Here is a 23,698-nt window from a genome sequence, read left to right as displayed (position 1 = left end):
CGCGGTTTCACCCTTGAGCTGAAGACCCGGATGCGGCCTGCTGGCTGACAAGCGATCTATGGCCAGTCCCGCGCGTTGGCGCGCGTCACATCCAACTTGACCGGCCACAGAAAACGCAGGCCGTATCGCCGCGCCATCCATGCATCCAGGAGCGAAAATCTGGTGCCGGCTGAGGGACTCGAACCCCCGACCCCCTGATTACAAATCAGGGGCTCTACCAGGGTGGGGATGGATCTAGGGCCGCTCCCGCAGCCACAGGCTGGCGATCACCTTGACGCCCTCGGTGACCTTTTCGCCAGCGTGCAGGCTGGCCTTGTCGCAGCTGCCATCGCTCGCGACATTGTCGAAGCTGAGGGCGTCGCCGCGCTGGCCGGTCCAGCGCACGTCGATGCGCGGGAAGACTGTGTCGCCGCCGGTGAACTCCTCATTGAGGCGCACCAGGGAGGTGGCGACGCGCTGGCCGCGCTGGGCAATGTCGCGCGCGGCCTGGCCTTCGGAATCGAGGATGAAGTCGAAATGGGCCCGGTATTCCTCGCCGGGGCGATAGACGATCACAGCCAGGGCCTCGCCGTGGCGAGGCGGCTGGCCGGACAGGGCGGCCATGCGGCACTTGATGGCCCAGGACACCAGATCCATCGCCTGCTCGGGCATCGGTGCCGTCAGGGAGCTGCGATAGGGATCGTTTTCCAGATTGCCGGTCCTGGGATTGATGATCTGGGCGGGCTTGAGCAGCGGGGCCGCCCCCACAGTCAGATAATCGCAGGCGCTGGGCGCGATTGCGCCGGGCCACCGGTCGATCCGCGGGGTGTCGTGCAGCCGGTCAGGCGCGTTGGCCGGGGCCTGCATCGCCTCTGCAATGCGGGTCAGGCAGTCCGCCGGATCGGCCGGTTCCACAGCCTCGTCATTGGCGGAGGCGGCCGGAAGCTGGGCACAGCGGTGCATCAGCCCACCGGCCATCGGATGCCCGGAATTGGCCAGCCCCGGGCCCAGCGTGTCGAGGCTGGCAAAACGTTCGCCGGCCTCCAGGGACTCGCGCATCAGGGCGGCGATCGCCAGGCCCGAGCCGGCCTTGCCCGCCCGCTCCAGCCAGGCGCGTCCGGTGGTCGCCTGGTCGCTCATGATGGCCAGCAGGCCCAGTTCGGTCAGGGCGACCCAGTCACCGGCATCCGCCTGAGCCATCCGCTCGGTCAGGGCGCCGGCCCAATCGGCCGTGTCGTGCCCGATCCCGGCGGCGCGGAAATAGGCCCGGTGCCGGTTGCGCATCATGCCGTCCGGCGCCAGGTCCAGGGCGGCGCGGGTGCGGGCGGCATGATCATCGCGGGCCTCGGGCAGGCCGCTGAACTGGACGAGCAGGCCCATGGCCGCTTCATCGCCCGCCCGGGTGGCTTTTTCGGCGCCGTCAAAAGCCGCGTCATGCCGGCCGGCATGCCAGTCGCGCAGCGCCGTTGTGGCGGTTTCGCTGGTCGGTGTCTGAGCCTGTGTCATGGCCCGAGTTAAACCCTGCTTTTGAATGCGCGCCAAGCGCAGCTATGCTGTTGACCGTATACGGATGTCAGCTTACACACGCGCTCCCGGCCCACACCGAGCCGGAGCACCCTGATGCGGGGTGGAGCAGTCCGGTAGCTCGTCAGGCTCATAACCTGAAGGTCGTAGGTTCAAATCCTACCCCCGCACCCAATAAAGACCCCGCGCTTTCGGCGCGGGGTTTTTTTTCTGCCGGGATGCGGTGGACCAGGGGGCTAGAGCGTGTCGAGGCGGATTGAGATGGGGCCGGCCAGGGCGAAGGGCGCGTCGACGCTTATCTCGATGTCACGATTGCCGGGCCGGTCCTGAATCACCCAGGCATCGCCCGAGCGCAGGCGCACATCGGCCCCCGGCTCGACGAGGCTGGCTGTTGCCAGGTCGATCTCGGTATCGCCGCTTATCAAGCGGATCCGATAGGATTGAGCATTGCATTGGGCGCTGACCCGCAGAACACCGTCGGCCCAGGCTTCGCTGTCGATGTCGGCGATCGCGCACTGAGTCGAGACGGTGGCGTTCAGCGCAAGGCGCATCTCGGCACTGGCCAGCGGAGCGATCAGGACAGCCGCGGCGAGGCCCGCCAGTCCCATGCCTCTCGCCATACCTGTTCGTGCCTGCCGCATATTCTACCCGAAGCTCAACCTGTTGCAGGCCCGGTCTAGCAGACTTCGCGTCCCTGTGCCCGTGAAACCGCGCGCCATGCTTAATGTGGCTTCAATAGGGGATGAAGCTCATCGTGATGACATCGCGGTAGCGGCCCGCATAGTGATGCGTTGCCGGAGGGACGTCGACTTCCAGCGAGCCCGACTGGACGGCGCTGGTCCGGTAAGGGAAATCGACCGTATCGCCGCCCGGCAGGCTCAGATCCACGCGCTGACCGGAGACGGATGCGGTGTAGCGGACGGCGCCGAATTCTTCGCCGCGCTCATGAATGAGCGCGCCGAGATTATCCGACCGGACCATGACCGAGACGGCGGTATTGGTGCGGAAGAAAAAGTCCGAACGGCCACGCGCGCCGGTGTCGATATCGCCCAGGTCAATGGCATGGGTACCCGCGCTGGTATTGCCCTCGAAGCGCAGGGCCGGCAGGACCTGGCTGGTGATTGGCGTCGTCGCGAGACGGTCGCCACTGGCGATTTCAAGCCGGTGCTCATAAAGGCCGGGCGGAATGAATTGTCCGGCGGCGAGGCGATAGAAAGGCAGGGTCAGCGTTTCGCCGCTGACCAGCCTGCGCACGGCATTGCGCCGCAGCCGCCAGGTCGACCCGGTCCGGCGAATATCATCGGAACGTTCCCAATCGGCTTCCAGTTCGGCGGCCGGGCCGGACAGGAGCGGCTCGGCGGCGGACCTGTTGGTAATGGCGAGGCTGACCGTGATCTGTCCGCAGCGCGACGACAGCTCGGTTTCCGTCGCGCGCAAGTTCAGATGGACGATGGTGTCGGTGATGTCGGCACCGTCATAGACGAGGCCATCGGTCTGGGTGATGTCGATTTCGAACCCGTCGCAGCGCGGCGCCGGCTGGAGTGCGGCAAGACCGAGACCGGCGGACATCAGAAGGCTAATCATGACGGGCTTCCCCTTCCAGTTGGCCAAGATCGACATAGGCGTCGGCATCGGCGTCGATGGTAAAGCGGTAGATCATTCCCGGCTGTGACTGCAGGTGGGCTTCATAGCGCCCGGGCAGGAGGGCGTTGAAGGCGGCGCGCCCGGTGCGGTTGGTGAAGAAGGCCTGGGTGGCATCACTGTCGAGATGGGTGAGGAGGCCGTATTGCAGGGCCGGTGGTTCGCCATCCCTGGACAGGGTCGCGACCGCCGTGCGGAAGGCTGGCCTGCCCACCGTGATTCGACTCCCTGTCGCGCTGCCCGAAATCAGGTTGTATTGCCCCGGTCCGATATCATAGCCCGGCGCGAGACCGGTCGCATCGACGCGCAAGCGAACCGGCCGATAGGGGGCATCAACCGGGATGACCGCTGGCCCGAACCGGTCGGCGCGCCCGACCGGGGCCGGACTGGCGTGCAGGGCGATGGCCAGCTCCGCATCTTCCAGGGAGGCGTGACGATCGACCATGACGAAGCCCCGCCCAGGGTCGCGGCCAATGCCGAGCTGCCCGTTGCTCCAGGCGAATCCGGATTGCAGCCGAAGCGCATAGGCCGAGCGGTCCGGCGCGCCGATGCGGCTGGATTGGTGATCGGCGCTCAGCTGCAGGCTGGCTCGCGCCCCTGTCAGATCGACGGCACCGCGCAAATCGAGGCTCTCGGGTCGGCGAATGGCCGCCGCTCGTGCCTGCACGAAGGGCAGCGTATCACCGCGCCCGCGTCGCCAGTCGATCCGGCTGCTGCGCGCCAGGCTGTCATGGCTGGCACTGACGAATTGGCGGCCTGAGAAGCGACGGCTCACGGTCACGAAGAGGCCGGATTCGGGATTGCGTGTGTTGGAGTCTGTGTGCCGTGCCGAGGCCGAGACGAGGATGTCGCCAAATCGCCGGTTCAGGCTGGCCGAGAGTGTACGGGTCCGTTCATCCCCGAAATGGCTGTCGCGATACTGGGCACCAAGGCTCATCGAGACCGTTTCTGTCAGGCTCAGGCGCATGTCACCGCCCAGGGACCACCGTGTGGCGGGAGGCGTGCTCAATGTGTTCAGCGTGGCGAAATCGACGCTGTAGTGATCGACCCGGAAATTCAGCGTGGCCCGACGTGTCTCGGCCCAGTAAGGCCCCCCGGTAAAGGCGAAGCCGCTCGCTGCGCCGGTGCCGCGGCCACCGACCTCGGTCACGGTCAGTTCGGCCTGAGCGACACCGCCCGCCAACGGGAAGGCGAGCGCACCACTCGCGCCGCGATAATCCTGGTTCAGCGCCATGGATGCGGATGCGGTCAGGTTCGAGCTGAGACCGCGGCGCCACAACCCGCCGATGACCGGTTGTTCGCTGTCATAGGCAAAGTCGGAGCGAGCCTCATCGCGCGCGAAACCAATCGTCCAGATGCTCTCGGTCAGGCCGGAGGCGAGCAAGTCGATATTGGCGGAGAGGCTGAAGCGATCCGCCTCGCGTCGGCCAAGATCATCTTCGACGACAATCAGTATGTCGTTGGAGGTGTTGGCCAGGGGAATGTCGCGAAGATCGACCGGGCCCGGACCGGCCGCGAAGCGTTCGATCAACGCGCCATTGACGTAGACTTCCACGGTCGATGGGCGGTCCAGCACGAGAGACCGATCACCGGTCGGCCGGATGTTTCGTGTTGGTTGCAGGTCCCGGTAATTGGTTTCGACGGCCAGGCCGACGAGATTGAGCAGCCCGATATTGCGTCCGAGCTGTGGTGCCAGGTCGCCGGCCGAAATGCGCCGGGCGTCGGTAGCCCGCTCGGTAAAGGCGACGATGCGATCGCGCGTGAAGCGGGTATCGCCAGAGGTGCGAAGGGAGGAGCGGCCTCCCCAGTCGACGCTGATGCCGTCAAGGCCTCCGAAATTCACGAACCCATCCAGCCGCAGATCGGCAGAGCTGCCGCTGGAGTCCGACACGGAATCCGAGACCGAGAGGGCGCCAGTGACCCCGAATGCAAAGGGAGCGGGGCGGATTGCGGTCTCGTCCCAATTGACCCAGTCCTGGGCCAGTGACGCGGCGGTCGGGGCGCGGCTCTCCAGGCTGATTTGGACATTTACGGTCAGGGTTCGCGGCTCCAGCGACAGCGCCAGGCCCAGCGAGTGCAGGTCGGCTATTGGAATCAGCCCCGCGCCCCGGGCCTCGAGCGCGTCCCGGGTCTGGTCGTTAAGCGCCGGGCCGATAGACCGGGCAAGGGCGTCCGGAGCAATGCGACTGAGTGTGGAGACCGAGGTTTGCACGGTCACGGCCGGGTAGCGGCGGCCATCGACGACGAGCGGCAGGTCGACCAGGAAAAGCTGCTCACTGGTCTGCAGCCCTGCCGCCTCACTGTGACCAAGTGGGATCAATCCGGACAACAGGCAGGCAATCAGGCCAATGGCAAAGCGCCCGGGCGCATGGCGCCCGGGGCTGGATGGTCCCGTCTGTTTACCCCCCGGCATCGCCCGCGACCACTCAGTCGATCGCGATGGTGAGCGGGCCATCCGGCAAGCCGGTGATGGGAAGACGGAACTCGCGGCTGCCATGCGGAGGGATGATGGGGTTCTCGACCAGTTCGGCAAGCTGGGCCGGTGTCAGGCGGACCGTTTCGCCTCCCACAGCCAGGCGCAGGGCCATATCGCTGAGCATGGCGAAATCAGTCCCGCTATTGCTGGCCGTAAAGATCAATCCATCAGCCTCGCGGGAGATGTCGGACAGGGCGATATCGGCACGCGCATCGTCAGCACGAACATAAATCGCGACGCCGAAATTATAGGCGAAGACGACGCCGGTGAAACCGGGCTCGGAGACCGGGACTTCCTGCACCTCGGCGATGAAGGCCTCGCTGTCTTCCAGGTCCGGATTGCCGATATAGGAAATCCGCACCGCCTGACTCTGGCCGGCCGGGACCAGGGCCTGGGGCGGGAAAACCGAGAAGGCGTCTTCTGCCGGCAGGAATTCCTGCGTGCCGTCGGGATGGACGATGCGGCGCTTCATCACGATTTCGACCGGCAAGTCGCTGTCGCGGGTATTGTTGATCGTGATAACGGTCGAGGTCCGTCCGCTGCCAAGATCAAGAATGATCCGCATCGGTTCCACTTCATAGGCAATCGCCAGGCCGGCAGTTGCAATCACCGCCAGGATGGCAACCAGCGTGCGTTTTGCATGGGTGATCAGGCGTGTCATGAGCGGGCCTCCCCTTTCCGATCCCGGGCTGGGCCCGGTCAGGCAAAGCCGGTTGGGCCTGCCTGTCCGGACGCTAGCACGGTCAGGATTATTTCGCAGTCACCGTGACGGTGACGATATCGGAATAGTCACCGGCGAAGACCGTAGTATAGGCGGCGCCGTCGGCTCCGGCATTGGTCGAACGCACGCCATAGACGCGGAAGTCGACATTGCCGGTTTGGCCTGTCAGGAAGCTGGGGCCGTTCAGGTCTGCGGTCGCGGCCGAGGTCAGCTGGGTCCAGTTCATGGTCAGGCCATTACTGCCGGTATGGCGCATTTCATAGGCGATCTGGTTCTGCGCGCCGCCTCCGGTTCCGGACCGGACAAGATAGCCGCCATTGGTCGAGGCGATGGTGCGGGTAAAGCCGTTCGGCGAGTTGCAGGCATAGGAGGCCGAGCCGGCCGCTTGCTCGACCGTGCCGGTCGTTTCCGTATTGGCCAGGTCGCCAAAATCGACATCGATTTCGGTTCCGCCTGCGTTATAGACGCCGCAAACCGAGCTCACTTGTGCCGACAGGTCATAGGAGAGTTGGTTCGAGCCGCCCTCCTGGGCAAAGCTGGAACCGGTGGCCAGAGCCGCGACAATCGCGCTGGTGGTGAGGATCTTGTTCAACATGTGCAGCCCCCAAGGCTTTGAGTTTGTCCAATCGACGGGGTGGCTTTCGCGATCACCGACCTTCGATTGGTCCAAGCTAGGAGGGGTTTGGGGCTGAACCGGGGGCGAAAAGGGACCGAACCGGGGTTTCTTCGCCGATTTCGTGCCTCATTGGGTAGTTTTCCGAGGCAATCCCGTTCACCTTCCATTCATTATGGGGCTTTCTTCGAAATTCGATCAATTTGATGGGATAATCGTCCAGTTTCCATGGGCGTGTCCGGAGCGCCGGCCGGCCGGCCCGGCCATCGCCAAACTCGCTGACACTTGCGACTTCAAACCGGGCTCAAGCCAGAGAGAGCCGGGCCCGCGCGGGCTTTGGCAAGAGCGGCCACTTTCAACTGAATTTTTCCGATGCAAGCCGACGGAAGCTCGTTAAATTGTACAAGCTTTGGTTTTAGTTGAGTCAGACGTGTTGGTGGCCTGCCCTGCGATACGTGTGCAGGGAGATGTGCAATGAACTGGCGCGTAATCGATGAGGCTAGGGCCTTCGAAATTCCTGTCTGGAATGGCCGTTTGGGGCTGACTCAACGTCAAAAGGCGGCGTCTGAGCAGCCGGCGTCTGTGATCGTCGGTACGGCGGGTGACGATGCATTGATCGGCACAACCGGTGATGATGACATATCGGGGCTGGGTGGCGATGATCGCATCAATGGCGGTGCCGGCGATGACACGATCGACGGGGGCGCGGGCGCTGACCGCCTCAGTGGTGGCTCCGGGGTCGACAGCTTCTACTTTTCGACCGGTGATATCGGCGAAACCATTACGGACATGGAAGTGGGCGAGCGCCTCTATTTCGAAGCAGGAGTTGACGATCAATTCTACCGCATGACCTGGATCGTTACCGAGGAATTCTCCGGTCAGCAGGGCGAATTCCGCGTTGTCTATACGGAAACAAACACGGTTCTACAGGCGGATACTGATGGCGACGGGCACGCGGACTTTACGCTCCAGCTTGGTGCCGATGTCGGAATTGAGCACGTTGGAACCTATTTCCGGCCGTGGATTTTCGAAGCGGTCGCCCGGGTCAATGGCGACGCATTGGATAATACCCTGACTGGTGGTGCCGCTGCCGAGGTCCTGTTGGGCTTTGACGGCGATGACGTGATTACCAGCGGTGGCGGGCGCGACCGCATATTCGGTGGTGCCGGCGATGACACCGTCCACGCCGGGGATGGTTATGTCGAGGTTCAGGGAGGGGTTGGCAATGACACCTTCCATCTCGGTTCCGGCGGCGGCTGGTTTTGGGGCGGTGAGGGCAATGATCGCGTTCTGGGTGCGGATCATGGCGCGAGCGTGGATCTCGGCGCCGGTGATGACTATGTCGAAATTACCGGAGCCGATGCGCACAGTCATGTTCGGGGCGGTGATGGCAATGACACGATCATTGCCAATGGCTACCTGTTCGGCGACGCCGGCGATGACCTGATCATCGGGACAGGCGCGCTGCTTTACGGCGGTACCGGTAATGACACGATGATTGTCGGCGGTACGGCGTATGGCGAAGAGGGCAATGATCACATGACGGGCTCCGACGGCGACGACCGGCTGTACGGAGAGGAGGGCGATGACGTCTTGCTCGGAATGGGCGGCAATGATTCGCTGGTCGGGGGCGCTGGCAGCGATGTCATGGACGGCGGGGACGGCAATGATCTGCTCGATGGCGGCGAGCTGGCTGACGATTTGCGCGGCGGCGCGGGCCAGGACCGGATCTATGGTGGTGCCGGCGACGATACGCTCGCGGGCGGGGACGGTGCCGACCGGCTTTTCGGAGGTGATGGCGATGATCGCCTTGTGGGGGGTGATGGCGATGACTGGCTTGACGCGGGCGCCGGGACCAATCTCGTCACTGGGGGAGGCGGATCGGATACCTATTTCTTCTATTCGATGTCCGGCCACACAACCCTAACCGATGCCGCGGCCGGAGAAGTCTTCGACCTCAAGACTTTCGGCCGTCACAACCGGATGAATTTCACGCTCAGTGACGCGGGTCAGTTCAGCGGTGTTGCGGGGGAAGTCATCTATACACATGTCGGCCGTGACACCGTGATTTCGTTCGACATCGATGGCGATGGCGTGGCCGAGCAGATTGTTACGCTGAAGCGCACTTCCATGGTGCTCGTCGAGAAGCCGAACGGAGAAAACCAGTTCGTGCTGCGCAGTGTGATACTGGGCACGAATTCGGATGACACGCTGACCGGAACTGCTGGCGATGACTTTCTCTACGGGCGCCTGGGCGACGACCTGATTGAATCCGGCGCGGGTAACGACACCGCCTATGGCGGCGACGGCAATGACCGCGTCGAGGGTGGCAGCGGCGATGATAGCCTGTTCGGCGAAGGTGGGCGCGATACCCTGATCGGTGGCGACGGGCAGGATGGGCTGCATGGCGGTGATTTGGGCGATACGCTCGATGGTGGCGCCGGCGAGGACGAAATTCATGGCGGCGACGGGCATGACCTGATTGAGGGTGGGGCGGACGACGACACACTCTATGGCGATGCGGGGCGCGACCGGATTTCCGGCGGTACGGGCAATGACGACATCTTCGGTGGCTCTGGCCATGACATCCTCGACGGTGGCGACGGGGCTGACCGGGTCGATGGCGGCGATGGCAATGACCAAATCGCTGTGGGTGCCGGAAATGACTATGCCTACGGCCGCGAAGGGGATGATGTCATCACGTCAGGCGGCGGGAACAATGTTTTTTACGGCGGCGCCGGCGCCGATATCCTGCTGGGTGGTCTCGGCACAGACAATCTCTGGGGGGAGGACGGGGATGACTACCTCTCCGGCCAGGCAGGCGTCGACTATCTGAACGGCGGCGACGGAAATGACATCCTCATTGGCGGGACTGGGAATGACTCGCTGAGTGGCGATGCGGGCGATGATCAGCTGGATGGGGGTGAGGGCAATGACACGCTCACTGCGGGAGACGGGCATGATGTGATGGTCGGCGGCACGGGCAATGATGTCTTTGTTGTCCGCGGTTATCACACGGCCAGCAGTGAGATGGATGGTGGCGAGGGCGATGACAGATTTGATGTCCGCCTTGGCCAGGCCATCGACGCGCGCGGTATAACGATCCGTGGCGGAACCGGTGCCGACAGCGTGTTGGTCCGCGATACGGCCAATTCGGTCGTTGGGGGGCTTTTGCTCGACCTGGGGGATGGTGACGACCGTGTCGACGTCACGGCAGGTGGCGATGTTGCCTATGTGGTCGATCTTGGCGCTGGCGATGACCACCTCACCGCTGGCGACGGGTTCTACTCTGTCACAACCGGTGCCGGGCGTGACACCATCGTCTGGAACGAGAATTCGGACCAGTTGATTGTCGATGACTTCCAGGCCGGTGTTGATGGTGACAACCTCGTGATCGACTTCAATACGCTCGCCGGAACCTGGAACCGGTCGGATAATCCGTTCGGGACCGGACATGCGCGCCTTTTGCAGCGCGGCGATCATGTCTGGGTGCAGTGGAAGTCCGGCGAGGCCGGGTCACGCTGGGAAACCCTGGCCGTGCTTCGCAACACGGATGCCAGTGATTTCGTTGCGGACAATCTCGGAGGGTTCGGTCCCGATGGCGCGCCGCCGACCGGTGAGCGCCTGATCGGCTCTGACGACGCCTATGACCGGATTCATGGGAGCATAGGCGGGGATGTCATACGCGGCCTCGCCGGTGGTGATGAACTTTACGGTCATGGTGGTGATGACAATCTGTTCGGCGATGACGGGCGTGATCGTCTCTATGGCGGTGCCGGCGACGATGTGCTGCGCGGCGGTGATGGCGATGACACGCTCTATGCCGATATCGGGGGCAATGACACATTGCTGGGGGGAGCCGGCAATGACGGGTTGTACATCGTGCGTCGGTCCGTGCCCGGAACAGCGGAATACCTGCTGCGCGGCGGTGACGGCTACGACATTCTGTCCTTCTCCGATTATCACTATCAGGAAGGCGCAGCGCTCTATAGTTCTCAGGTGACCATGGCGGGGGATGCTGGCGATGATCAGTTCCGAATCACAACCTCCCACCAGTTCTCGCGGTTCATCATTCATGGCGGCAGCGGCGATGACAGCCTCAATCTGAGCGGTGTCTACGGGATCGAGGGCCCGGTCGGGACTTACCAGATAACCCTGGGATCCGGCTCCGATGTCATTTATCTGAACCACGTGCCGCGCCGCATGGTGATTTCCGACTTCGAGGCCGGTGAAGGGGGGGATCGGCTCTATTTTTCCGGCGGGATATTTGATGGCCTGCCCTATCGAGCCAATCCGTTCGATACAGGCTTTTTGCGCCTGGTTGACCGCAATGGTTTCAGTATCATCCAGATTGATGAAGATGGCGGCGGCGACAATTGGAGCAATCTTGTTGTCCTGCGTGGGGTTGAAGCGTCCGCGCTCACCAATGCCAATATTCCCGGCATCGTCCCGGATGCGACCTCGGCCACGCCCCTGTTCGTGACGGAGGCTGAAAGTGAGGTGCAGGCAGTCTGGGCGGAGTCTGTCGAGACCGACACGGCCGTTGACCGGCTCCTGGCCCGGTACAAGGCCGAGGACGCGATGGAAGGCTTCCTGTCGCTGTCGGACAGGCCGTCCGGTCAGCCCGGGCCAATCTCCCGCGACGCGGTCGAGCCGTTGGACTGGGTTGATGCCATGGGCGGTCATTCGACCGCCGCACCCGGGGAGATGCGGGCGGCGTCGACCGACAAGCCGGACACGCCACTCGCCCTGATCGATCCGCTGGACGAGGTGATCCTGCCGCATGACGCAATCGATGGCTGGGCCTGACGGCCCGACCTGAACGCGGGCTCAGGTCTGGCCTGTGTTCAGGTCCGTACGCGTTGCGTACCGACGGGCCTCTGCCGGCGAGGCGATGCCCAGCCTGCGGCCGCTCGCCTTGAATTCTACGGCGGCCCAGTCAGGCCTCTCCCGTTCGACATCCCGGTGAGCAACCCTGAGGCGGGACGACGACCCGGCCGCCCGGGGCCCCGTGCGCCGGTCGCACAGGCAGGCCCTCAATTGACCCGCTTCACGCCTGCCCGGCGCGTCCGGATGGGGGCTTAGGGAGGTCAGCTCTATCGCGTCGCGGAGACGGTGACGGCGAGCAGATTTGCAAGGGCGGCCTTGTCAGCGGCGATGTCATGGCACCGGACCGGGCGGTCCAACACGGTGCGCAGTGCGGGTGGCAGGCCCACAGGCCGGCCGACCACCGGTTCCACGGTATCGGCGAATTTGCCGGGATGAGCCGTCGCACCGATGATCCAGCGTCGTGCGTCGCGAATTGCGGGGTCGAGTCGATGCCAAGCCTCCAGAGCGGTGGCCGTGTGCGGGCAGGCAATGTAGTCGCTCGTGTCGAAACTCGCCTTGATGCGAGACTTGATGGACGCATCATCAATCGCAAGGACGTCCTCAATTTGCGCGTCCTTCAGAGCCGACAATCGCTCGAAATTGCTGGGCGCCCCGACATCCATGGCGTTGGCGAGTGTGGCGATCGACGGGCGGCCCTGATAGCGGCCGGAGCGGAACCAGTCGGCGAGGGTGGTATTGGCATTGGTTGCCAGCACGATCGGGCCAATCGGCAGGCCGCAGGCGCGGGCCAGGACGGCAGCGAAGGCATTGCCCAGATTGCCGGTCGGGATGATGAGGCCCGGAGCCTCACCGGTTTCCGCATACACGTCCAGCGCAGCGCGGGCCCAATAGGTCATTTGCGGCAGGAAACGGCCGATACTGATGGAGTTGGCCGAAGTCAGGTTGTGGCGCCGGCTCAGGTCCGGATCGGCGAAGGCGGCTTTGACCAGCGCCTGGCAGGCGTCGAAATCGCCCTCGATCCGCGCCGCTTCGACGGGGGTGTCCCAGCAGCACAGCTGGTGTTCCTGGAAAGCCGAGATCCGCCCGGCGGGAAAGAGGATGACCGCCCGGGTCCCGGCGACACCTTCAGCGGCACAACCGACGGCACCGCCCGTATCGCCCGAGGTCGCAACCAATACCGTTGTCCCCCGGTCTGATGACTGGCCCAGCGCGCTGAAGGCGCGAAAGAGAAAGCGAGCGCCGAAATCCTTGAAGGCGCCGGTCGGGCCGTGAAAGAGTTCCAGTATGTCGGGTGCGGTTCCAGCGCGGTCCGGGCGCACGCGCGGGCAGGGGAAGTTGAACGCGTCGGCGCAGATATCCGCCATGGCGCCATGTATCGGAGTGCCGGCAAAGAAGGGTGCGAGAAGCCTGGCGGCCAGACCGGGGAGGTCAGGTGTGTCGCTGAAATCGGCGGGGCTGAAGCGTGGGAGCGCTTCCGGCATGTAGAGCCCGCCATCGGGCGCGACCCCGGCGCGCAAGGCGGCGTCGGCGAGAACGCGAGGCGCGTCACCGCGGGTCGACAGATATCTCATTCCACCGACTCCACGCGCAGTCCGGCCGAGTCGATCGGCGCGTCATAGGCGTTGGCGTCACAATCTGCGGCACGGAAGGCGTCAGCCATGGCGCGTTCGACGGCCGGGAGGTCGGCTTCCAGAGCCCAGGCGAAGACCGACGGGCCTGACCCGGAGAAGGAGCAACCCAGTGCGCCGGCGGCGAGGGCCGCAGCCTGCACCGGTTCAAGTTCCGGCAGGAGGGGGCGGCGCTGCGGCTCGATGAAGACATCGCGCAGGCCGGCGCGCACCAGGTCGAGATCATTGATCGCACAGCCGGCGACGAAGCTGGCCATATTGCGGGCATGCTCGACGGCAATGTCCTTGGCGATGGTCGGGGCGAGCAGTTCGCGGGCGCGCTGGGTCTCCACCTTGCGATCAGGATGGAAGAGGATGCAGGCCACGCCGGCTGGCAGGGGCAGGCGACGGATCAGTGGCGGGTCAATCTGGCCGGCCACGACCAGCCCCCCCATCAGGGCCGCCATGACATTGTCCCAGGGCGGCGGATCGGCAGAGACTTTCTCGCCTTCCATGGCGAGAGGCAGGAGTTCGGCGAGCCCGAACGGTGACCCCAGGAGCGCATTGACCGCGCCGGCGGCCGCGACAGCTGAAGCCGCGGACCCGCCCATGCCGGCGCTCAGCGGCACGCCTTTGTGAATATCGATGGTCAGGCCGCAGGGCGCGCCCGCCGCCTGAAGCACGGCATGGGCCGCGGCGAGGGCGCAATTGCCCTCGACTTCTGACGGCAGCGCCTCGACCAGTCCGGAGACATGGCCCAACCGGACCCCTGGCACGGCTTCGCGGCGTGCCGTCACTGTGTCACGCACGGCGTCGAAGGCGAGGCCGAGCACGTCAAACCCGACGCCGACATTGCCGATACTGGCCGGCGCGCTTGCGCGCGCCAGCGATGGGGGTTTGCTCATGCCACGGTCCTCGAGGACATCCGGCGGATATGGCTAAGCGGATTCTCCGGCATGCGCGATGCATCGGAAGGCGGCAGGATGGAGGCGCGCTGGATATCCATGATGTCGGCAAAGACAGCTTCGGCGGTCGGCCAGCGCCCGGCGCCCTTGCCGAAGACGCCGACCTGGCCGGATGGCAGCTCGAACAGGGCACCATTGCCCTCATTGACGAGCCCGGCCAGGGGGTGATCGGGCGCCAGGGCCCGGATTTCGACGTGGGCCTCAACCTGCCCGTCCGCTGTGGTGCTGCAGCGGGCGACCTGCTTGAAGACGAGGCCTTGCTCATTGACTGCAGCGATGCGGGCGGCGGACAGGTCGCTGAGGCTTTCGCGGCTGATCTGGTCGGGGTGAAGGGCGACCCCGAAGGCATGGCGAACCAGAATGGCGAGCTTGTCGGCCGCGTCACAACCATCGATATCGGCACTCGGATCCGCTTCGGCAAAGCCGAGCCTTTGCGCCTCAGCGACCGCATCAGCGAGCGGCACGCCCTTGCCGAGCTGCCCGAGAACGAAATTACAGGTCCCGTTCAACACGCCTTCGACCGTAAGGAGGGTGTCATTGGCGGCAAGCAGGTCGACCAGTTCGAGGATGGGGACGCCGCCGCCAATCGTCGCGGAGTAGCGCAGTGAGCGGCCATTCTCCTCCGCCAATTCGTGCAAGCGTTCAAAATCGAGCGCCATCACCGCCTTGTTGGCGGTGACGAGGTGAGCGCCCTCGCGCAAGACGCTCTGGGAGAGGGCGCGGGCCAACCCGGTTCCGCCAATTGTCTCGACCACAATATCGGGATCATTGGCCAGGGCTTCGGCCGGATCGGCGGTGAAGGCGAGTGCGGCGGGGGCTCCGGCGCGATGTTGATCGGGGTCGCGGACAAGGACCGGGTTGAGGGCGAAGCGGCCGGGATGAGCGAGAAGATGTCGACACACGCCGGCGCCAACAGCGCCATGTCCAAGAATGGCGACCTTGAGCTGTCGCGCTTCGAGGCCGTCGCCGGCCCGTTTTTCGACGGCGGCAATACGCGTGGCGTAGGGGCGTCCGAGCGCGGCGACCTCGATGACCACATTCTGTTCCTTGGCCCGCGTGATGGCCTTGTCCTGGACCAGGCCGCGGCTCACTTTGGCGGCTTCATCATAATCGAGCTGGTCGAGCCGCTTGGCATTCGCGACCTTGGCGGGATCATCGGTATAGACCCCGTCGACATCCTTGATCAGCCGTACCCGGTCCGCGCCCAGCCAATGGGCGAACTCGACTGCGGTCAGATCCGTGCCACCCCGACCCAGGGTCACCGGTCCGTCCTTGCCTTCACCGAAGAAGCCCGGCGCTACAATCACATCAACCGTCTCGAAGCGGGCGAGGACCCTTTTCTTGTCCAGCCCGGTCAGATTGGCGTCCAGCGCCTCGCCTTCGGCCCGCAAGTCCATTTCATGCGGATCAACCACGGCGGACGGGATGCCGGAGCGTTCCAGGGCCAGACCCATCAGCGCTGCCGATTTCAGCTCGCCGCACCGGACCAGGCGCGCCAGCAGTGCGTCCGAGCAGCCCTGGCCGACATCATTGCCGACGCCGAAGAGGGCATCGGTCTCGCCATCAAGGGCTGAGACGACAGCGACAACCTTCTCGCCGGCGCGGACATGGCGATAGATCTCGTGCGCGGCGCGGGCATAATCGTCCGGCGTGAACAGGACAGAGCTGCCGAATTTGAGAACGCTGAGTTTGAGCGGAAGGCTGGGTTGGTCGGGTTGGGGCTGGTCTGGCAAGGCCATGGGTCGGGTCCTTCGGGTCGGGTCGATGTGAGATGTGTGGTGAGTGAGATCGGTGTGGATTTGAGGGGTCTGGGCTTGAATTCGGACATGAAAAAACCCGCTCGCCGGTTGGGGAGCGGGTTCGGTGTGTGCGGTGTGTCTGGTACCGCTACGCCACGTTGGCCGCTCCCCTTGTCCAGGAGGTCGTCATGGTAATCGTGGTGGTGGTACCGAGGCCGCCGAGAATGGCGCAGCCGGTCAGGTCCGAACCCGAAAGGGTCGGCTGACGGTGGCTGGTCATGTCCATGGCGCTGGCCATATCGACAAATCCTCTGCCGCGTTGGCGGCGTGCCGGCGTCAGCACGATTGCTGCACCTGCAAAACTCGAAAACAAGAAGTGCGCAAAAATTTCGCGCCGTCAAACCCTTTTTGGCAGAAATTCTGTAATCGGGTGTTAAAGGTCACACTGGCCGACAAGATTTTCTCCGCAGCCTGTGGGCTGGTCGCACGCATCATGCTGGGGCAATCTTGGCGCCTGTCGGCCCGGCTGCGCCTCCTGTGACGCTGCGCCGAGATCGGGAGCCCGTCATGATCCGCATCATCCTGTCCGTCCTGGCCGGCGTCATTGCCGGCGGCATCATGACCGGCCTGCTCGAAGCCGCCGGTCATATGGCGCTACCCCTGCCGGAGGGGTTGCTGCCGGAGGATATGAGCGATGCCGACGCCATGCGCGCGGCCATGGCCCAGGTGCCGGATATCAATCGCATGGCAGTTGTTGCGGCCTGGGCTGGCGGCGCCCTGGCGGCCGGCTGGGTGACCAGCGCTCTGGCCCGTTCCCATCATCTCGCCCTTTCCATGATGGCGGGTGGCGGCCTGCTCTTCGCCGGCCTGAGCAATCTCATCTTCATCCCGAGCCCGCTCTGGATGTGGGCGGCCGGGCTGGCGGTTTTCCTGCCGATGGCCTGGTTGGGGCATCGTCTGGCGCCGAAGCAGGGGTGAGGGGAGCGCGGTTCATTTGTCTTGCCGGGCCCCCCTGGCTCCATGCCTTGAACTCTGCCCTCGACACAAGGAATACGCCCCAACCCACCGTCATCCCCCGGGGCTGAGCGTACGCTTTCCCCCGCCCAGCCAAGAAAAAGCCCCGACCAAGCGGCCGGGGCTTTGTTGTTTTCGCGGGTGACGCCGAAGCTTATTCAGCCGCTGTCAGCTCGCGCACTTTCGGAGCCGCAGCGCGAACATAGGGCGCGACATGGCCTTCGAAAGTCTTGAAATTCTCGTTGAACATGGCGACCAGCGAGGCGGCACGGTCGTCATAGGCCGCCTTGTCGGCCCAGGTCGAGCGCGGGTCGAGAATGCCGGCATCAACGCCATCCACCGCGATCGGCACCATGAAGCCGAAATTCGGGTCTTCGCGGAAAGCGGCGCTGTTGAGTGAGCCATCCAGGGCGGCGTTGAGCAGGGCGCGGGTGGCCTTGATCGGCATGCGCTGGCCGGTGCCATAGGCGCCGCCGGTCCAGCCGGTATTGACCAGCCAGCAATCGACACCGTGTTCGGCGATCAGCTCGCGCAGCAGGGCCCCGTATTCCGACGGGTGACGCGGCATGAAGGGCGCGCCGAAACAGGTCGAGAAGGTGGCGGACGGTTCGGTCACCCCTTTCTCGGTACCGGCAACCTTGGCGGTATAGCCCGACAGGAAGTGGTACATGGCCTGGGCCGGGGTCAGCTTGGCAATCGGCGGCATGATGCCGAAGGCGTCACAGGTGAGCATGACGACATTCTTGGGGTGACCGCAGCGTCCGGTCTCCGAGGCGTTGGGAATGGCCGAGAGCGGGTAGGCGCCACGGCTGTTCTCGGCCAGGCTGTCATCATCGAGGTCGAGGACGCGGGTCTCCGGGTCCATGACGACGTTCTCGAGTACCGTGCCCCACATCTTCGTGGTGGCGTGGATTTCCGGTTCGGCCTCGGCCGAGAGGCGGATCATCTTGGCGTAGCAACCGCCTTCGAAATTGAACAGGCCATTGGGCGACCAGCCATGCTCGTCATCGCCGACCAGCGTGCGGCTGGCATCGGCGGACAGCGTCGTCTTGCCGGTCCCGGACAGGCCGAAGAAGATCGCGGCATCGCTGCCGTCTTCACGTGCGTTGACCGAGCAATGCATCGGCATGATGCCCTTGGCCGGCAGGAGATAGTTGAGAATGGTGAAGACCGATTTCTTGGTCTCGCCGGCATAGGAGGTTCCGCCGATCAGCACCATGCGGCGCTCGAAATCGACGCCGATCACGGTCTCGGACCGGCAGCCATGGCGCGACGGGTCGGCCTTGAAGCTGGGCAGGTTGATGATGGTGAACTCGGCCGCGAACCCGGCATATTCCTCTGCAGCGGGAACGCGCAGGAGATGCCGGATGAAAAGCGAGTGCCAGGCCAGCTCGTTGACGACGCGCACGGGCAGGCGGTGATCCAGATCGGCGCCGCCGAACAATTGCTGGACGAAGAGTTCCTTGCCCGCCATGTGGGCCTGGAAGTCTTCCCACAGGGCATCGAAATGCGCCGGCGAAATGGCGGCGTTATTGTCCCACCAGACCTGGTTCTCGGTGACGTCGTCGCGGACGGTGAACTTGTCCTTGGCCGAGCGGCCCGTATGGGCGCCGGTCTTGGCGACGAGGGCGCCACCTTCGGCGACCTCGGCTTCGCCGCGTTGAACTGCTTCCTGGTAGAGCCGCGGCTCGTTCCAGTTGAGATTGACCGTTCCGGCCTGGACACCCAGTGCCTCGAGACCGCCATCAAGACCTTCGGACTTGGACATGATTTTCCTTACCCCCAGTGTACCTGCGGCGCTTTTTCCCGCGTCGTCAGGCAGAACGTTTGTTCGCCCGCCGGACGCCCCGAAACGGGGCAGGGACGGGCCTGTATCGTCGACGGACGCAAGTCACTTGCCAGTCCCGCCAAACACTCATGGTATGGGGCCGGTAGCAGATAGACAGGGACCAGAAAAGCCAAAAAGGCACGGTTCAGAAATGCAATGAAGGCAAGGGAAGTCCATGTTATCGCGAACATTTTTTCTGGTAATCGCAAATTTCGCTTTTCTTTGCAGCAACATCGCCGACGCTCAGTCTGAAAGCCCCGCGCCGTCGCGTGAAACGCATTTTCTCCAGCTCGCCCTGGACTGTGTCGACCGCGAATACCCCAACAAGATATCTCACGTGCTGCAGTCCGACTCAGATGCCCGCACCCCGCGCGACCTGCACCCGGCCTTCTATGGTTGTTATGACTGGCATTCGGCCGTGCACGGCCACTGGCTGATCGTGCGCCTCCTGCGCGGCGGCCTGGACGAGGCGGCCGATGCCGCGGCGACAGCCGCGCTGGATGGCCATCTCAATCCCGAGGCGATGGCGGGTGAAGTGGCCTATTTTCAGGCCGAGGGTCGCGCGTCTTACGAGCGCCCCTATGGGCTTGCCTGGCTGCTTCAATTGTCCGCCGAACTGCGCGAGTGGGATGATCCCCGCGCCGTGCGCTGGGCCGAGGCGCTGGCCCCCCTGGAGGCTGTTGTCGCAGACCGATACCGGTCCTGGTTGCCCAATCTCGCCTACCCGATCCGGATCGGGACCCACAATCAGTCGGCCTTCGGATTTGCGCTGGCGCTGGATTGGGCACGCACAGCTGGTGATACGGAGCTGGAAGCGATGCTGGTGGCGACCAGTCTGCGCTTCCATGCCGGCGACCAGGCCTGTCCGATCGGCTATGAGCCCTCGGGTGAGGATTTCCTGTCGCCCTGCCTGATGGAAGCAGATCTGATGCGCCGCGTCATGGACCGGCAGGCCTATGCCGATTGGCTCTCAGCCTTCCTTCCGGACATTCCCACAGACGGCTCGGCGGACTGGCTGGAGCCGGGCATTGTGCTGGATGCCTCAGATGGCAAGCTGGTGCATCTGGACGGCGTGAATTTGTCGCGGGCCTGGAATCTCGAAGCCATTGCCGACGCATTGCCGAGGGATGATCCGCGTCGTGCCAGCCTGCTTGCGACGGCCGCGCGTCATGCCGAGAGCGGCATCGCTTCGGTGACCGGCGATGACTATGCGGGCGGCCACTGGCTGGCCAGTTTTGCGACCTATTACATCACTGGCCGCGCCCTCGACATTCCGGAATGACGGAAAATTCATGCCGGGCCCACCGACCTGCCTGTCTAGACTGCGATCTGGCTCGGGCTTTGGCGGAGGTATGATGTCGTGAAGCCGATCTCTTATGTCAGGACGCTACAGGGCGTGTTGGCCTTCACCGGCCTGCTGGGAACGCAGGTTGGTGCCGAGGCGCAGTCGCATCCGCGCGTGTCGCCGGACGGTAGCCGTGTCGCGCATTTCCAGTTCGATCTGGAGGCAGAGACCGCGGATATTCTGGTGACCGATCTGGAGACGGGTGAGACGTCGCGTCAGCCCACCGGACAGAGCTGGTCCGTGAATCCGGCCTGGTCGCCTGAGGGAGACCGGTTGACCTTCATTGGTGGTCCGCGCGGGATGAGCGACATATGGGATGTGTATGAAGTCCGGCTGGGCGACAATTCGGTTGGCGCCCTGACCCAGACGCCCGAACGCGAAATGCACACCCAGATCAGCCCGTCAGGCGACCGTATTGCCTTTGTGCGCGTGACGCAGGGGCCCCATGTGTGGATCCTTGACCGTGGCGACCCCGTGGCACGCCAGCTCACCACAGGGCCGGGTCGGGACTTCCATCCGAAATGGGCGCCGGACGGGCTGTCCCTGGTTTTCGACCGGACGGACGGAGCCGGGCAGTCCCGGATCATTCAGGTGTCGGCGACGGATGGCGCGGAAACCGTGATGGCCGAGGCGCCAGAGACAGGACGTATCGGGCTTCCCAATGTCGCGCCGTCGGGCGAGGTCTATGCCATTGTGTCTACCGGCGTGCAGTCCTCACTGGTCCGGCTGGAGGCGCGTGGCGTCCCGGACGCTGTCCTTCGCTCCGGGCCGGGTGAGCGGTTCGGAGCCTTTGATTTTCACCCGGATGGGCGGTCGGTTTTCCTGTCGGTGACCGACGGTGATGATCAGACGCGACTATACCGGGTCGAGGTTGAGACCGGTGCGCGATCGCTGGTTCACGAATAGCCTCAGCGACGGACGGGCTCGGGCGCCGGGATGTGCTCGCCTTCTCCGCCGGGCAGGCGGAAACGCCCGGTGTCCGGGAAACCGGATTGCGCGGCCCTGGTCCAGTCCTCACGCGCTCTGGCAATCGTCTCCCGGTCCGGGCCGACGAAATTCCAGTCGATGACGCGGGCGCCCAGCGAGCGCCCGCCGCACAGCATGATCCGGCTGTCCTGCTCCGCGCGCAAACGGGGTGTCTCGTCGCTGGCCAGAACGGCCATTTCGCCGGGCTCGACCGGGTCATCGCCCAGTATGACGCGGCCCTCCACGACATAGACGGCGCGCTCATCATGGTCGATGTCGAGCATGACCTCGCTGCCAGCGGGCATTTCGCCATGCAGGTAGAAGATTGGCGAGAAGACCGCGACCGGCGCTTCCTGGCCCCAGGCTGTGCCGAGTATCAGGCGGAAGCGGGCGCCGCCCCGCTCGAAATCGGGCAAGCTGGCTGCGGGGTGATGGAAGAAGGCCGGCGCCATGTCCTGATGGTCCAGCGGCAGCGCCACCCAGGTCTGGATGCCATACATCCTGTGACCGGCGGCGCGCTCCTGATCAGGGGTGCGTTCGGAATGGACAACCCCGTGACCGGCCGTCATCCAGTTCACATCGCCCGGTCGGATGACCAGGTCCTCACCCAGGCTGTCGCGATGCTGCAGGGCCCCGTCGAAGAGGTAGGTCACGGTGGCCAGTCCGATATGCGGGTGGGGGCGAACATCGATGCCGTCACCAGGTGCGAACTCGGCCGGGCCCATCTGATCGAAGAAGATGAAAGGACCAACCATGCGCTGTTTGGCATAGGGCAGTACGCGTCGAACCTCGAAACCGCCGAGATCCCGTGTCCGACCAGAGAATTTGCGTGCGTGTGTATCGGGCATGGCCTGACCTCCGACTGATATTTGCATTGCGACCTCACACGGGCGTGGCTTGCGCGGCGCGCTGCGGTCTTCATAGTGTCGCCGGAATGTGTCGGGAGGACTTCATGAAATCAATTATCGCGCTTGGAATGACAGTCTTTCTGTCTGCGGAAACACTGGGCCAGGACGGGTTCGCCCTGACGCCCGAGCAGGCGGAAACCGCTCAGGCGCTGGTCGAGACTGCCCTCGACAGTGACCTGGGTTACGAGATCGTCGAATCGCTGACCACGCAGGTCGGTCCGCGTCTGGCGGGCTCGGAAGCTGAAGCTCGCGGGCGGGACTGGGGTGTCGCGCTGGGTGAGGAACTCGGCTTTGACCGTGTCTCGGTCGAGGATTTCACCATGCCCTTCTGGGAGCGGGGAGATCTCGAGATTGTCATGACGGCACCCTATGAGCAGGCACTCTACGGCTCCGCGCTTGGCGGCTCCGGTCGTTCGCCGCGCCTCGGCGCCGTGAACGCCGAGATCGTTTATTTCCGCAACATCGATGCGCTGACGGCGATCGAGGATGGCGCGCTGGATGGCAAGATCGCCTTCGTCGATGGCGAAGCCATGGTGCCGAGCCAGACCGGTGCCGGTTATGGCCCTGCCAATCAGCGCCGACGCATCGGTTGGCAGCATGCCGAGCGCGGCGGGGCGGATGCACTGGTCGTGCGGTCGGTCGGCTCTGACAGCCATCGTATGCCGCACACCGGCATGATGAGTTCGAACAATGGCGAATGGGCTGATATTCCCGTCATTGCGATTTCCAATCCGGATGCAGACCATCTGCGCCGCCTGCACAATTCTGGCGAGGGGATCGAAATGCGCATCCGGTCGACCGCCGGCTGGCGCGGCGAGGTCACCAGCGGCAATGTGGTGCTGGATCTGATCGGGCGAGAGAACCCGGAGGAGATCGTCCTGATTGGCGGGCACCTGGATAGCTGGGATGAAGGCACGGGTGCCGTTGATGACGGCGCCGGCGTCGCCATCACCACCGCGGCGGCCGCCCTGATCGCACAATTGCCCGAGCGACCGCGCCGGACCATTCGCGTTGTCATGTTCGGTGCCGAGGAAGTCGGTCTCCTGGGTGCGCGCGCCTATGCCGAGCAGCATGCAGACGAGATCGCCAATCATGTTCTCGCCACCGAATCCGATTTCGGGGCCCGCACCATCTGGCAGCTGGTCTCGAACGTGTCCGAAGAGGGCACGCCGGCCGTGGATGCCATTGGCGATATTGTCGCGCCGCTGGGCATCATCCGCGGCGGCTCAAACGTGCCGGGCGGCGGGCCCGATATTATTCCGCTGGCCATGCAAGGCGTGCCGACCGTGCGTCTGAATCAGAACGGGTCGGATTATTTCGACCTGCACCACACGCCGGATGACACGCTGGACAAGATTGATCCGGACGAGTTGGCCCAGAATGTCGCGGCCTATGCGGCGCTGGTCTATCTCGCTGCCGAATTGGATGTCGACTTCCGCGGCGAGTAACGCCGCGTCAAATCGGAAAACGTGATTGCGGCGAGCGGGCTACCCAGGGTGGCCCGCTCGTTTCGTTGTGCCCAGATTTGGCCCTGATTGATCC

The 23,698-nt window shown here is 64.4% G+C and carries 17 protein-coding genes and 1 tRNA gene; 6 read left to right on the top strand and 12 right to left on the bottom strand.

What is annotated here, in order from left to right; translation table 11 throughout:
• Positions 1-234: 234 nt before the first annotated feature.
• Positions 235-1,485, bottom strand: coding sequence for a prolyl hydroxylase family protein (locus JXQ94_RS13830; RefSeq protein WP_421924376.1), 1,251 nt, complete (start codon positions 1,483-1,485; stop codon positions 235-237).
• 115 nt (positions 1,486-1,600) lie between these two features.
• Here JXQ94_RS13830 and JXQ94_RS13825 point away from each other — a divergent pair.
• Positions 1,601-1,677: transfer RNA gene (locus JXQ94_RS13825), tRNA-Met, on the top strand.
• Between the two features lie 62 nt (positions 1,678-1,739).
• Here JXQ94_RS13825 and JXQ94_RS13820 read toward each other — a convergent pair.
• The 5 genes from JXQ94_RS13820 to JXQ94_RS13800 all read right to left on the bottom strand — a co-directional run bounded on the left by JXQ94_RS13820 (position 1,740) and on the right by JXQ94_RS13800 (position 6,936).
• Positions 1,740-2,111 carry a hypothetical protein gene (locus tag JXQ94_RS13820; protein ID WP_421924375.1) on the bottom strand — a complete coding sequence of 124 codons (372 nt, stop codon included), beginning with the start codon at positions 2,109-2,111 and terminating at the stop codon, positions 1,740-1,742.
• Between the two features lie 124 nt (positions 2,112-2,235).
• Positions 2,236-3,087: a hypothetical protein gene (locus JXQ94_RS13815; RefSeq protein WP_421924374.1), complete on the bottom strand. Its 852-nt coding sequence runs from the start codon at positions 3,085-3,087 to the stop codon at positions 2,236-2,238.
• A complete protein-coding gene (locus tag JXQ94_RS13810; RefSeq protein ID WP_421924373.1) occupies positions 3,080-5,473 on the bottom strand; it encodes a hypothetical protein in 2,394 nt (797 codons plus the stop codon). Before JXQ94_RS13810 ends, JXQ94_RS13815 begins: the two co-directional genes overlap by 8 nt.
• Positions 5,474-5,570: 97 nt before the next feature.
• On the bottom strand, positions 5,571-6,281 hold the full coding sequence (locus tag JXQ94_RS13805) for a molecular chaperone (protein ID WP_421924372.1): 711 nt from the start codon (positions 6,279-6,281) through the stop codon (positions 5,571-5,573).
• An 88-nt stretch (positions 6,282-6,369) separates the two neighbouring features.
• Positions 6,370-6,936, bottom strand: a complete 567-nt coding sequence (locus JXQ94_RS13800) for a spore coat protein U domain-containing protein (protein ID WP_421924371.1) — start codon at positions 6,934-6,936, stop codon at positions 6,370-6,372.
• 492 nt (positions 6,937-7,428) lie between these two features.
• On the opposite strand from JXQ94_RS13800, the gene JXQ94_RS13795 reads away from it, so the two are divergent.
• On the top strand, positions 7,429-11,763 hold the full coding sequence (locus JXQ94_RS13795) for a calcium-binding protein (RefSeq protein WP_421924370.1): 4,335 nt from the start codon (positions 7,429-7,431) through the stop codon (positions 11,761-11,763).
• Positions 11,764-12,050: 287 nt separating this feature from the next.
• On the opposite strand, the gene thrC is transcribed toward JXQ94_RS13795, so the two are convergent.
• The 4 genes from thrC to JXQ94_RS13775 form a co-directional block, all read right to left on the bottom strand.
• The gene (thrC, locus tag JXQ94_RS13790) at positions 12,051-13,355 is read right to left on the bottom strand and encodes a threonine synthase (RefSeq protein ID WP_421924368.1); all 1,305 of its coding nucleotides are present in this window, start codon (positions 13,353-13,355) and stop codon (positions 12,051-12,053) included.
• Positions 13,352-14,296 (bottom strand): homoserine kinase, encoded by a 945-nt coding sequence (locus JXQ94_RS13785; protein WP_421924367.1) that lies wholly within the window; start codon positions 14,294-14,296, stop codon positions 13,352-13,354. The genes thrC and JXQ94_RS13785 overlap by 4 nt, the downstream gene beginning before the upstream one ends.
• The gene (locus JXQ94_RS13780; protein WP_421924366.1) at positions 14,293-16,095 is read right to left on the bottom strand and encodes a homoserine dehydrogenase; all 1,803 of its coding nucleotides are present in this window, start codon (positions 16,093-16,095) and stop codon (positions 14,293-14,295) included. The genes JXQ94_RS13785 and JXQ94_RS13780 overlap by 4 nt, the downstream gene beginning before the upstream one ends.
• A gap of 148 nt (positions 16,096-16,243) precedes the next feature.
• Entirely contained in the window at positions 16,244-16,468 is a 225-nt protein-coding gene (locus JXQ94_RS13775) for a hypothetical protein (RefSeq protein WP_421924365.1), read from the bottom strand.
• A gap of 194 nt (positions 16,469-16,662) precedes the next feature.
• On the opposite strand from JXQ94_RS13775, the gene JXQ94_RS13770 reads away from it, so the two are divergent.
• Complete coding sequence (locus tag JXQ94_RS13770) at positions 16,663-17,073, top strand: hypothetical protein (RefSeq protein WP_421924364.1); 411 nt, start codon at positions 16,663-16,665, stop codon at positions 17,071-17,073.
• Between the two features lie 190 nt (positions 17,074-17,263).
• Here JXQ94_RS13770 and JXQ94_RS13765 read toward each other — a convergent pair whose 3' ends face one another.
• Positions 17,264-18,877 (bottom strand): phosphoenolpyruvate carboxykinase, encoded by a 1,614-nt coding sequence (locus tag JXQ94_RS13765; protein WP_421924363.1) that lies wholly within the window; start codon positions 18,875-18,877, stop codon positions 17,264-17,266.
• 235 nt (positions 18,878-19,112) lie between these two features.
• On the opposite strand from JXQ94_RS13765, the gene JXQ94_RS13760 reads away from it, so the two are divergent.
• Together JXQ94_RS13760 and JXQ94_RS13755 are read left to right on the top strand one after the other, a co-directional pair.
• Entirely contained in the window at positions 19,113-20,219 is a 1,107-nt protein-coding gene (locus JXQ94_RS13760; RefSeq protein WP_421924362.1) for a DUF2891 domain-containing protein, read from the top strand.
• A 78-nt stretch (positions 20,220-20,297) separates the two neighbouring features.
• Entirely contained in the window at positions 20,298-21,188 is an 891-nt protein-coding gene (locus JXQ94_RS13755; RefSeq protein ID WP_421924361.1) for a TolB family protein, read from the top strand.
• A 2-nt stretch (positions 21,189-21,190) separates the two neighbouring features.
• Here JXQ94_RS13755 and JXQ94_RS13750 read toward each other — a convergent pair whose 3' ends face one another.
• Entirely contained in the window at positions 21,191-22,096 is a 906-nt protein-coding gene (locus JXQ94_RS13750; protein WP_421924360.1) for a pirin family protein, read from the bottom strand.
• A gap of 128 nt (positions 22,097-22,224) precedes the next feature.
• Between JXQ94_RS13750 and JXQ94_RS13745 the strand changes: the two genes are divergently transcribed.
• Positions 22,225-23,604, top strand: coding sequence for a M20/M25/M40 family metallo-hydrolase (locus JXQ94_RS13745; RefSeq protein ID WP_421924378.1), 1,380 nt, complete (start codon positions 22,225-22,227; stop codon positions 23,602-23,604).
• The last annotated feature ends 94 nt before the right edge of the window (positions 23,605-23,698 follow it).

Origin of the sequence: Maricaulis maris (assembly GCF_049116555.1) — a bacterium.
In the GTDB taxonomy this organism is placed as follows: domain Bacteria; phylum Pseudomonadota; class Alphaproteobacteria; order Caulobacterales; family Maricaulaceae; genus Maricaulis; species Maricaulis maris_C.
Note: the sequence above shows the minus strand (reverse complement) of the source record. Positions and strands in the feature narration are given on the sequence as shown.